This window comes from Rhodococcus sp. PvP016 (assembly GCF_017832185.1).
Classification (GTDB): domain Bacteria; phylum Actinomycetota; class Actinomycetes; order Mycobacteriales; family Mycobacteriaceae; genus Rhodococcoides.
Genome location: NZ_JAFIBH010000001.1, coordinates 4,398,362 through 4,409,529 on the forward strand (window position 1 = coordinate 4,398,362; position 11,168 = coordinate 4,409,529).

Here is an 11,168-nt window from a genome sequence, read left to right on the forward strand (position 1 = left end):
TCCGCGCCGTCGCGGCGAGTGGCCCGAGGGCGCGGCGCGTCGACCTTCACTCGGCTCCTACACGGAGGGCACAGGGTGCGTCTATGTGCGCAAGCTGGACCGCTCGGTCAGTACGTCAGATTCGCACCACGCGACAGGAGCACTGCATTGCTCCCGGCCAGCAGACAGGAGATCCCATCCTCTCGCGAGACGCACGTTACGTCACCGACGGTGAGGGTCTCGCCGTACTGCAGCACGGCAGCATCGGAGGCCGTGTAGATCCCCTGCGTGGTGCAGGTGTGAACGGCGCCTGCCGCTTCGATGCGGACGGCGTACTTGTCGTTGTCCGCGTTGCTGCACACCGGGCCGTCCACTGGCGCAACGCTGGTGACCGCCTGACAACCCACCGGCCCCGCCGAGGACGGAGCGCGATAGATCGCGCAGGCGATATTCCCCGTCGGCGACGTGAAGAAGTAGCCGTCCCCATCCGCGCCGACGTTGGCGAACGGTTCCGGATCGACTGCGACTTCGTCTGAACCAGGCCGCGCCGGATACAGATTCCCGTCGGGCCCGAGCGTCATGCCTGGCTGGGCTCCCCCAGCCTGCTCTGCATCCCCGGTGGGCGGGGTCTGCTGCGAGGTGGACTCGCCCATCGGCTCTGTTGCGGGAGTCGTCGACGGTGTGGACGCCGCCGACGAGGCCCTGGTGGACGTCCCCACCGATGCAGTCGTGTCACTTCCGATGGTGCAGCCACCGACAGTCAGGATCGCTGCGCTCGCGATCAGAACGGCCACTAGAGAACGAGTCGACATGAGCACCTTTCTCACCGTTGCTGCTCCACGAACAGGACACGGTCACGCGGGAACCCGCACCTCGACAGACGGGCCGGCAACGAAGTGCAGCGACTCGGTCGTGACGCTGAGAACGACACGGCCAGGCTTGGTGTCGACTGCGATCTGATTGCCCGTCGTGATCGGGGGCGGAAGGGGCCCGCGGCCGGTAGTGGTCACCCGGCTGGACACCGTACCGCGCTCGTTCGTGTCGAGGTTGTGCCAGTTCACCTGCGCGATTACCGAACACGGGGTGCTGAAGTACGCGACCCACGCTGTCGTCACCACGGCCGTACCAGGTCGATCGTGCGGAGTGCGAGCATTCGACGTCAGTTGCCCCGCACACTCGATGCCGTTGAACTCCCCGAGCGTGAACGTCTGGCCGGGGAACATCGTGAAGTCCTGATGGTCTGCCGACGCCGTTCCCATCGTCGTTCCGACGGCAACCGCTGCGGCCATGGCAACTACCGCTCCTCGCGCCGCCCATCTCCGTGAAGCACTGCTCCCTGGTGTCGCCATGAACCGACCTTCCGTTCGGGTATGCGTCCCCACGGACCGTAACAACGATGACTGCTGATACTCGTAAACATCCCATAACAATGGAGCCGAGAAAGGTCGCCAGTCGTGCTCGCATCCATCGCCCGGTTCGGGCCCTCCACCCCGATGGAGATGAACGGTTGCTGCCACATCGCATGACCCCGACAACGAAGCAACCCGATTTGTACCGGACGCACGTAACAGCCGAGTTGGTCCGTTACGATCGAAGACCCGGCCTCCTGCGGCGGGCCGAGAGTTCACAGACGGAGTACTTCGGCATCGTCGATTGATCGCCGTAGGTCCTGCAACGAGAACGGCAGCAACGATGAGTGAACCGCACAGCGGTCAGCCCGGCTGGTATCCCACCCCGGACGGCGGGCAGCAGTACTGGGATGGCCAGCAGTGGCTCAACATCCCGGCCCCTGAGGCGTCGAGGCCATCGGTCGGCCACCGGAATCGTAAACCGGGCAAGAAGCTGATACTTGCCGTCGCCGTTGTCGTGCTTGTTCTGGTCGGTGCCGGTGCAGCAGCCAAATTCAATCACGACTCGAACGTCCGCCAGCAGGAGCAAGCAGCGCAGCAGGCCCGTGAGGAAGCCGATCAACGCGAAGCGAAGCGGATCTCCGACATTCAAGCCGAGCAGGAGCGCAAGGATTCCGCCGAACGTCTTTCGCGAACGCTTTCCGTTTCCGGTATCGAAACCAGCGTGAAGCAGATGGCCGAGGGTCACGTCAACAAAGGCCTTTTAGACGGGCCTATCCTGTCGGTGTCCTGCTCGCCCGTCAGCGGTGGGTCCACTGATGACTTGACCGAAACAACGACAGTATTCGAATGTTTCGCCGCTAATGAGGACAACGGTGACGGAACCATGAGTGGGTACAAATACAATGCGACAATGAACTGGTCCTCGGGCGAGTACACCTACGGCCTTGGTGCTCCATAGAAACGACAGCGCACCTCGGTGTCCGGTACCTGAACCTCATCGTTTCGCCCGGAGAACTGGGTCGATGCGAAATCACGTGCGCGATGCGCGACTGTAGGCGCGTATGAGTAGATTCGTACATGCAGCTCGCAATGAACGCAGCTGGCCGTTCGAATCATCTCGACGCATGCCGAACATCGAGATGGACACCATTTTGGGTGGCCTTATACGCGAGCCTTGGCTAGCGTCTAGCGACTCGCAGGTGGCCAACACGCTTCTGGATTTGCGCAAAGGTACGGCCTTGGACACCCCGGCACTCATCCGGTTGACAGGCCGGGACTGGATTTTCCACGCCTCCCTATGGCGTGCTCAACGCGGAAGCGGGAAGCGAAGGGTGCCGAGCCGGAGATGACCTCGCCGTCCAGCACTTGGTCTCGATTCTCTCATACCCGTCCCCACCGTCCGGTATGTTCACAGACCTGTCCGGAATCATGGGCAGACCATCACATCTCCAGCGGTGACGTGGTGTCGGGGGCACAATCTGCTGGTACTTCGACTCAAGGGGCCGAGCGTGCCAGACCAGCAATATCCACACAATCAGCCCGGCGGCGATCCGAATCAGTACGGGCAAGGGGGATCGCAAAACTTTGGACAGCAGCATCCGCAAGGCCAGTACCCACAGGGCCAGTACCCACAGGGCCAGTACCCCCAACAGGGCGCAGGGTATGGACCGCCCCAAAAGAAGAAGCGCAAATGGCCGTGGATTGTCCTCGGAATCGTCGTTTTACTGATCCTGGCCGCGGCTTTTGGCGGCGGAGGCGACGATAATCCAGGTTCAGCCAGCGGAGGGAACGACTCGGCGAGCACCGGATCCGAAGCAGCGACCGGAAGTGAAGAAGCACCGGAAAGTGAGGCGGCACCGCCACCTGATAACGGAATCACCTGGCCGGGCAAGACCGACGACGACCTGGGTGCGAACGCAGGCGAGACTGTCGATCAAGATGGCGTGGTCACCACTGCTGCTCCGTTGGAAGAAGTGTCGTCAGTTCTCGGCGAGAATCTCTGTTCGCTGGTCACGATTGTGAACAACACGGGAGAGAACCAGAGCTTCGGAACTTTCGACTGGTCATTGCTAGATCCTGCGGGAACCATCAAGAGTTCGACGTACGCTGCGGATATAAACTTGCTTGAGTCCGGGGAGACCGCGCCAGGTGGTACGGCGACCGGAAATGTCTGCTTCGACGTCCCCGTTGGGGCCCCGGCCGGCCAGTATGTTGTCCTGTTCGAGAAGACATTCTCGTTCTCCTCAGACCGCATTGGCTGGGTCAATCAGCGATGATGTGAAGACAACAGTGACCGTTCGCCCGTCCTGACCATGAGGGCGGGCGAACGGGCGCGCCACCGCGCCCAAATTGGTGCGCGGCCCCTTTCGTCTAGGTCGGCTAGCAACTCGACGTTTGCGCTTCGTCGACTCCACTGATCGCTCACTTGGTGTTCGCGTGGAACACCAATTCGGCACGTAGTCACCCAACAATCAGCACATCCAACCGCCGAGGCCCGTGGACACCCTCCACCCTGTTCAGCTCGATGTCACTGGTCGCACTGGGCCCACTGATGAACGTCAGCGGCCGCGACGCATCGAGCACCGCGAACGCCTGCGGCACCGTGTCCACCACCTGCTCCGCCCTGACGATGCAGATGTGGTGATCGGGCACCAGCGTCAACGCTCGTCGCCCCTGCGCTTCGCCCGCATCGAGCACGATCGTCCCCGTCGCCGCGATGCCCACCCTGCAGCCGGTGATGACAGCGTCGACGGCATCGAGTTCCTCCAACGACAGGCCGTCGTCGGGCACGGTCGCAATTCCTTCGACCCACGCGGGCGGCACGTCCGCAGGGATCACCGCGCGCGCATCGTCGGCCAGCAGGCCACGGATCGTCACAGCGATCTCCGACTCCACTACCCGATACACCTGCGCCCGGTAGTCGTCGACCGTCTCGGCGAACCGTTCCACATCACCGGCACCCACCAGCGCAGCCCGGTCGTAGTCGCGCGGAACCTCGACACCCGTCGCACCACCCTCGGTGGCCGATCGGATGCGTCGCATAATTTCCGCCTTGGCACTCATGCGTCGTCCTCATGTGTTCGAGCCCACCACTGGCGGAACGTCTCCTTCGGTGGCGCCGGCATGTCGCGGCTCGTGGTCCACAACGACCCGGGGAACGGGAGCGACTCGATATGCCCCTTCTTCCCGGCCAGCAGGCGTCCGACTCCCGCAGCCTTCTCGGCCATCCCGAATCGCTTCGGCGAGTTCATCGCCCACCCTGCCGCCCGCATCGCGATCTCCTGCGCGCCGGGGATGCCGCCGCGTTCGGAGTCGACCTGCTCCGCCCGAAGGTGCACCAGAATCTCCGGGATGTTGATACGCACCGGGCACGCATCGAAACACGCCCCGCACAGCGACGACGCATACGGCAGTGACGCATTGGGGTCGTCGTGACCCGCCGTTCCCGTGAGCTGCGGCGACAGGATCGCACCGATCGGCCCCGGGTACACGGAGCCGTATGCGTGGCCGCCGGTCCGCTCGTACACAGGACAGACGTTCAGGCACGCGCTGCACCGAATGCAGTGCAGCGCTGCGCGACCCACCTCGTCGGCGAGCACGTTGGTTCTGCCGTTGTCGATGAGCACCAGGTGGAAGTTCTGGGGACCGTCGCCTTCGTGCACTCCGGTCCACATCGAGGTGTACGGGTTCATCCGCTCGGCCGTGGACGAGCGAGGAAGCAGCTGCATGAACACTTCGAGGTCCGCGAAGGTCGGTACCAGCTTCTCGATGCCCATCAGCGTGATGAGGGTGTCGGGCAGCGTCAGACACATCCGCCCGTTGCCCTCGGACTCGACGACGGCGAGCGTCCCCGTTTCCGCGACACCGAAGTTGGCGCCGCTGATCGCCACCTTCGCCGACAGGAATTTCCGTCGCAGATGTTCCCTCGCGGCCATGGCCAGTTCGCGCGGCTCGTCGGTGATGGCAGCGTCGACACCGGGCATGCGGCGGAGGAAGATCTCGCGAATCTCCGCGCGGTTCCGGTGGATTGCGGGAACCAGGATGTGGCTGGGCTTGTCGTCACCCAGCTGGACGATGAGCTCGGCGAGGTCCGTCTCGATCGCGGCGATCCCCTCCGCCTCGAGGTACTCGTTGAGGCCGGTCTCCTGGGTGGCCATGGATTTCACCTTGACCACCTCGTCGCTGCCCGTGGCCTTGACCAGATCCGTGATGATTCGGTTGGCCTCGTCGGCGTCGCGTGCCCAGTGCACCACTCCGCCGCGGGCGGTGACATTGGCTTCGAGCTGTTCGAGAAGCTCGGGCAGCCGCGACATCACGTCGGTCTTGAGGGCACTACCGGCAAGGCGCAGTTCCTCCCAATCATCGCACTCTGCAACGGCACTCAGCCGTTTCTCCCGAATGGTCTTGGTGGCGGCACCGACGTTGCGCCGCATCTGCGTGTCCTGCAATGCGCGCTTCGCAGCCTTCGGGAAGCTCTCCTCCCCTCGAATGTTGCCGATACCGGGCGAGCCTAGAAACGTGGTCATGCTGCCTCCGTCGATGCCAGGATCTCGGCCAGGTGCACGGTCTTCACGCCGGTGCGCAGTCGGGACAGTCCGCCGCCGATGTGCATCAGGCACGACGAGTCCCCGGCGCTGCACACCTCGGCCCCGGTGGACAGCACGTTGGCCATCTTGTCCGACAACATTGCCGTCGAGGTCTCCGAATTTTTCAGCGCGAACGTGCCGCCGAAGCCGCAGCACGACTCGGCCCCGGGCAGCTCGACCAACGTCATCCCGCGTACGTTGCGCAGCAGTTCGAGGGGCTTGTCGCCGACGCGCAGCATTCTCAGCGAATGGCAGGTGGGGTGGTAGGTGACGCGGTGCGGGTAGTAGGCGCCGACGTCGGTGACGCCGAGGACGTCGACGAGAAGTTCGGACAGCTCGTAGGTGCGTCCGGCGATGTCCTCGGCGCGCGTGGCCAGGTCCTCGTCACCGGCGCGGCGGGCGACCATCGCATGCTGGTGCCGCACCGATCCGACGCACGAACCCGAGGGTGCCACCGCGACGTCCCACGTGGCGCGCTCGAAGACCTCGACGTGGTGACGCACCAGTGGCGCAGCCTCCTTGAGGTAGCCGGTGTTGACGTGCATCTGGCCGCAGCATGTCTGATCCGACGGGAAGACGACGGTGTGGCCGAGACGTTCGAGGAGTGAGACAGTCGCTTTCGCTGACTCGGGGAAGAGTGCGTCCGCCAGACAGGTGGCGAACAGGGCGATCCGCATGGAGCCTCCAGAGCGTGTGGTCTGACCACAGTAACCCCTGTGGTCGGACCACACCAGCTATTCTCCGACAATGCGTGCACACGAGGTGGTTCTCCACCGCATCGAACAGGACCTGGCGGCGGCCCGACTCCGCGTCGGCGACCGGCTGCCGGCCGAGCGCGCACTCGCCGAAGAACTCGGCGTCGGCCGCAGCTCGGTTCGCGAGGCCATCCGCGTCCTCGAGGCGATGGGCGTCGTGAAGACGTCGGTCGGGTCCGGCCCCGACGCGGGAGCAATCGTGGTGGCGGACCCGGCCACGTCCATCGGCTCGGCACTGCGCCTGCACATGGCCACCCAGTTCCTGCCCATCGCCGACGTGGTGCAGACGCGCGTGCTGCTCGAGTCGTGGGCGTTGCGGGAAGCAGCGGCGCGCACCCCCGACCTCACCGCCATCGACGAGCTACTGGACCGAATGGACGACCAGAGCCTGGAACCCGATCAGTTCCACCGCCTCGACGCCGAGCTCCATGTTCGTTTCGCAGGGCTGGCCGGCAATGTCTTGATCGAGGCGATGATGACCTCGCTCCGCGACTCCATCCACGGCTACGTCATGGACGCGGTGCCGATGCTCGACGACTGGTCGGCCGTCGCCGTGAACCTTCGGTGCGAGCACCGCGGCATCGTCGACGCGTTGCGCCGAGGCCACGGCGCGAAGGCCGCCACCCTGGCGCGCGAGCACATCGAGGGGTTCTACGGGTTGATGAGCCTCGACTGAGTCAGAGCGCGGCGCTGTGCGCCGTCACAACATCCATCTATCGCGCTCATCGGCGTGGCCGCCTCCTGTTGACTTTCGCCATGCGAACTCGTCTCCTCGGAACATCGGTCATTCTGGCGTCGCTCGCCGCCTCGACGGTTCTGAGCGCCCCGGCAGCCACCGCCGATCCCACCGTCACGACATTCACCTTTCCGGTCGAGGGGACCAGCGTCTCGGCCACGCGGTACGCGGAGCCGAGCGCGTCGCCGCGACCTGTGCTTGTCATGGCTCTCGGTCTGGGCAGCACGCAGGACAAGATCCTTCCCGAGGTCGCCCCCGAGTTCGTCGCTGCGGGCTACGACGTGGTGACCTTCGATTACCGCTACTGGGGAAGCAGCGCAGGGCAACCGCGCAATCTGATCGACATCGACTCCCAGCTCGAAGACTGGCGCGCCGCGGTGGGGGCGGCTCGCTCACTCCCCGGCGTCGACGGCACCCAGATCGGTCTCTGGGGGACATCACTGTCCGGTGGGCATGTTCTCTCCATCGGATCAGAGAACATTCCCGGCGTGCGTGCAGTCGTCGCTCAGGCGCCCCATGTCAACGGGATCGCCACGGTGTCCACCATTCCCGTACCGGCGTTGGCACAGCTGACCGCCGTGGGAACCGGCGATCTCGCCGGCTCGGTCGTGGGCCGCGAACCGATCTACATCCCGATCGCTGCCGAGCCGGGAACCCTGGGCCTGCTTCCGGAACCTGGCGCACTGCAGGGCTATCGGACGGTACTCGGTGAGTCGTTCGACAACCGTGCCACGGCCCGCACCGCGCTCCAGATCCCGTTCTACTCTCCGAACGTCGTCGCTCAGGCAGGGCGAGCGCCCACCTTCATCGCCACGGGCCGACAGGACAACATCACTCCCCCAGCGGCTGCACGCGAACTCGCTGCCCGCATGGGCGCAGCGGGTCGGGACTACCCGGGCGGCCACTTCGACGTCTACCCCGGCGGTCAGGCCTACCCGGAGCTCATCGTCGACGAGATCGCGTTCCTCCACACCCATCTGCCGACATCCTGATTCGGCGGGTACGTACGGTCACCGCATCGCGCGGCCGGCCGACCCCAGCATCTCCGTCGCCTCGACCACCCGTGCGGCCATGGCGTTCTCGGCGGGCTTGCCCCACGAGCGGGGGTCGTAGGCCTTCTTGTTGCCGTACGCACCGTCGACTTTGAGCACCTGGTCGTACTTGCTGATCATGTGACCGGCGAGAGACCGCGTGAAGGCGTACTGGGTGTCGGTGTCGATGTTCATCTTGACCACACCGCTGCGCACGGCGGACGCGATGTCCTCGGCGCTCGATCCGGACCCACCGTGGAACACCAGGTCGAACGGCTTGTTCTTGCCCGACTCGGCGCCGAGGACGGTCTGTATCTCCTCGAGGATCTCGGGGCGCAGATGGACGGAGTCGGGGTTGTAGACGCCGTGGACGTTGCCGAAGGTCAGCGCCGTCAGGTAGCGGCCGCGCTCCCCCGCGCCCAGGGCAGCAATGGTGGCACGGGCGTCGTCGACCGTCGAGTACAGCTTGTCGTCGATCTCGGCGGAGACGCCGTCCTCCTCGCCGCCGATCACACCGACCTCGATCTCGAGGAGCGTGTTGGCTTTGACCGACTCGTCCAACAACTGACGGGCGATGGCGAGGTTCTCGTCGAGCGGAACGGCCGATCCGTCCCACATGTGCGACTGGTACAGCGGATCCAATCCTCGGCTCCGACGCTCGATCGAGTCGGCCAGCAACGGACGGACCCAGTCGTCCAGGTTCTCCGCGGGGCAATGATCGGTGTGCAGAGCAATCGAGACGGAATAATGCTGTGCGACCTCGTGCGCGTACAGCGCCAGCGCCTTCGACCCGGAGAACCGGTTCTGAACCTTGTTGCCCGACAAGTACAGTGCCGTCCCCACCGACACCTGGATGATGCCGTCGCTCTCCGCCTCGGCGAAACCCTGCAGGGCGGCGTTGAGTGTCTGCGAACTGGTGACGTTGATCGACGGGTAGGCGAACCCGCCCTCCTTGGCGCGGTCGAGCATCGCCACGTACTGGTCGGGAGTTGCGATCGGCATGGTGGGTCCTGTCCTGGTGAGGGTGAATCAGGCTGTCGGGTCGTTCAGGCCGGGGTGCAGCCGCACGAGTTGCGATGGTGAAAAGTGGTGGGGACGTGGATGCGTCGCGGTTCGCCGGTGTATCCGCCGATGCGCTCCAACAACATGTCCACCGCCGTGCTGCCGAGCGTCACGACGTCCTGCGCGGACGCGGTGAGACGGGGTTCGAAGAGATCGGACCACTCGAAATCGTCGTAACAGACCAGCGCGACGTCGCCGGGTATCGACAGGCCCAGACCTCGCAGCGCTTTCAGCGAACCGATCGTCATCGAGTTGTTCATGGTGACGATGGCGGTGGGTCGCGGCGACCGAGACATCACGGCGAGCACCTCGCGCTCCGCCACGTCGACGCTGGACGCGCCGTCCAGAACCAGATCCGGGTCGATCTCCAGCCCGCGGTCCCGCAGCGCCCGTTCGTATCCCGCGTAGCGCTCGACCGACGACGAGATGCCGTCGATTCCGCGCACCACCGCGATACGCCGGTGTCCGAGCTCGAGTAGGTGCTCGGTCAAGTGTCGAGCGGACTCCTCGTTCTCGGGACCCACCTGGTCACACGCCACGTCGAGCGCACGGTCGATGAGGACGAGCGGGGTGCCGGTCGCGGTGATCGCCGGAATGGTGTTCCGCTCGGCGCCTGCCGCCGGCGCGACGATGATGCCGTCGACCTGGCGATCGAGCAGCGAATCGACCACCCGACGTTCCGAGGCGACGTCGTCGTGCGAGTCACCGAGGAACATGACCAGGCCCGCGTCCGACAGCATTGCCTCGATGGTGTGCACGAGGCTGCCGAAGTAGGGGTTGGTGAACGCCGAGATCGACAGTCCGACGGTGTGAGTCCGACCGGCCGCGAGGGATCGGGCGACGACGTTGCGGCGGTAGCCGATCTCGGTGATCGCGGTCTCGACGCGCTCCCGCGTCGACTCGTTCACCTTCCGAGTGCCGTTGAGGACGTGCGAGACCGTCGACACCGACACGCCTGCCCGACGAGCGACGTCGTCCATGGTCGCCATGTCAGGCCGGTCGCCGAGAGGACGTGATCATCGAAGACGCAGCACTCGATCGGCACGCTCGGCTGTCGACGTGATGAGCTCGGCGTTGCGTTCGTCGGATCCGAGAGCCCAGAACGCTGCCTCCTCCGGCGTCTTCCCGTACGCCTCGTGGCGCAGGACCAACCGGTGGTGCCGAACGTCCGTGTCGGGAGCCAGGAACCACACCTCGTCGATCTGCGCGTGAGCACGAGGCCACGCGTCGATCTCCATCAACAGGTAGTTGCCTTCGGTCACCACGAGGGGTACCGACGGCAACACCGGGATGGCCGAGCCGATCGACTCCTCGATCTCGCGGCGGAACCGCGGCGCGTACACGATGGGCCCGTCCGGTCCCTGCCCGCGTACGGCCTCGATCAGACGGGCATAGCCGTCGTCGTCGAACGTGTCGTGCGCCCCCTTGCGGTCGAGACGACCGAGGTCGATGAGCACCTCGTTCGCGAGGTGGAACCCGTCCATCGGCGCCAGCACAGCAAGATCCGGCCCGAGTGCATCCACCAGATCGGCGGCGACGGTCGACTTGCCGGCTCCGGGAGCTCCGGTGAGGCCGAGGATGCGGCGCTGCCCCGGAACCGCCAGTGCGCGGGCCCATTCGACCAGCTCGTCGAAGGACGCATCCTGCACACTCTGGCCGCTCATGAC

Annotated in this window: 12 protein-coding genes; 4 read left to right on the top strand and 8 right to left on the bottom strand. The window is 65.2% G+C overall.

Translation table 11 applies throughout. From position 1 onward, the window contains the following. Positions 1 to 107: 107 nt before the first annotated feature. A complete protein-coding gene (locus tag JOE30_RS20590) occupies positions 108 to 560 on the bottom strand; it encodes a hypothetical protein (protein ID WP_204868801.1) in 453 nt (150 codons plus the stop codon). 273 nt (positions 561 to 833) lie between these two features. Continuing rightward, on the bottom strand, positions 834 to 1,268 hold the full coding sequence (locus tag JOE30_RS20595) for a hypothetical protein (protein WP_204868802.1): 435 nt from the start codon (positions 1,266 to 1,268) through the stop codon (positions 834 to 836). A 403-nt stretch (positions 1,269 to 1,671) separates the two neighbouring features. Between JOE30_RS20595 and JOE30_RS20600 the strand changes: the two genes are divergently transcribed. Both JOE30_RS20600 and JOE30_RS20605 read left to right on the top strand, forming a co-directional pair. Continuing rightward, a complete protein-coding gene (locus tag JOE30_RS20600; protein ID WP_204868803.1) occupies positions 1,672 to 2,289 on the top strand; it encodes a DUF2510 domain-containing protein in 618 nt (205 codons plus the stop codon). A 550-nt stretch (positions 2,290 to 2,839) separates the two neighbouring features. Further along, entirely contained in the window at positions 2,840 to 3,607 is a 768-nt protein-coding gene (locus JOE30_RS20605; protein ID WP_204868804.1) for a DUF4352 domain-containing protein, read from the top strand. A 184-nt stretch (positions 3,608 to 3,791) separates the two neighbouring features. Here the strand turns inward: JOE30_RS20605 and JOE30_RS20610 are convergent, their stop codons facing one another. Genes JOE30_RS20610 through JOE30_RS20620 form a run of 3 tightly spaced genes read right to left on the bottom strand, consistent with a single transcriptional unit; the run spans position 3,792 to position 6,594 of the window. Beyond that, positions 3,792 to 4,394 (bottom strand): lactate utilization protein C, encoded by a 603-nt coding sequence (locus JOE30_RS20610; RefSeq protein WP_204868805.1) that lies wholly within the window; start codon positions 4,392 to 4,394, stop codon positions 3,792 to 3,794. Then, positions 4,391 to 5,857: a LutB/LldF family L-lactate oxidation iron-sulfur protein gene (locus tag JOE30_RS20615; RefSeq protein WP_204868806.1), complete on the bottom strand. Its 1,467-nt coding sequence runs from the start codon at positions 5,855 to 5,857 to the stop codon at positions 4,391 to 4,393. Before JOE30_RS20615 ends, JOE30_RS20610 begins: the two co-directional genes overlap by 4 nt. Next, positions 5,854 to 6,594, bottom strand: coding sequence for a (Fe-S)-binding protein (locus JOE30_RS20620; RefSeq protein ID WP_204868807.1), 741 nt, complete (start codon positions 6,592 to 6,594; stop codon positions 5,854 to 5,856). Before JOE30_RS20620 ends, JOE30_RS20615 begins: the two co-directional genes overlap by 4 nt. Positions 6,595 to 6,664: 70 nt before the next feature. Between JOE30_RS20620 and JOE30_RS20625 the strand changes: the two genes are divergently transcribed. Both JOE30_RS20625 and JOE30_RS20630 read left to right on the top strand, forming a co-directional pair. Continuing rightward, positions 6,665 to 7,348 (top strand): FadR/GntR family transcriptional regulator, encoded by a 684-nt coding sequence (locus JOE30_RS20625; RefSeq protein ID WP_204868808.1) that lies wholly within the window; start codon positions 6,665 to 6,667, stop codon positions 7,346 to 7,348. A gap of 80 nt (positions 7,349 to 7,428) precedes the next feature. Continuing rightward, a complete protein-coding gene (locus JOE30_RS20630) occupies positions 7,429 to 8,400 on the top strand; it encodes an alpha/beta hydrolase (protein WP_204868809.1) in 972 nt (323 codons plus the stop codon). Between the two features lie 18 nt (positions 8,401 to 8,418). On the opposite strand, the gene fbaA is transcribed toward JOE30_RS20630, so the two are convergent. The 3 genes from fbaA to JOE30_RS20645 are packed head-to-tail and all read right to left on the bottom strand — an operon-like array spanning position 8,419 to position 11,165. Next, positions 8,419 to 9,441, bottom strand: a complete 1,023-nt coding sequence (gene fbaA, locus JOE30_RS20635; protein WP_204868810.1) for a class II fructose-bisphosphate aldolase — start codon at positions 9,439 to 9,441, stop codon at positions 8,419 to 8,421. A 44-nt stretch (positions 9,442 to 9,485) separates the two neighbouring features. Further along, positions 9,486 to 10,490, bottom strand: a complete 1,005-nt coding sequence (locus tag JOE30_RS20640) for a LacI family DNA-binding transcriptional regulator (RefSeq protein WP_204868811.1) — start codon at positions 10,488 to 10,490, stop codon at positions 9,486 to 9,488. 27 nt (positions 10,491 to 10,517) lie between these two features. Beyond that, positions 10,518 to 11,165 carry a nucleoside/nucleotide kinase family protein gene (locus JOE30_RS20645; protein WP_204868812.1) on the bottom strand — a complete coding sequence of 216 codons (648 nt, stop codon included), beginning with the start codon at positions 11,163 to 11,165 and terminating at the stop codon, positions 10,518 to 10,520. Between the last annotated feature and the right edge of the window lie 3 nt (positions 11,166 to 11,168).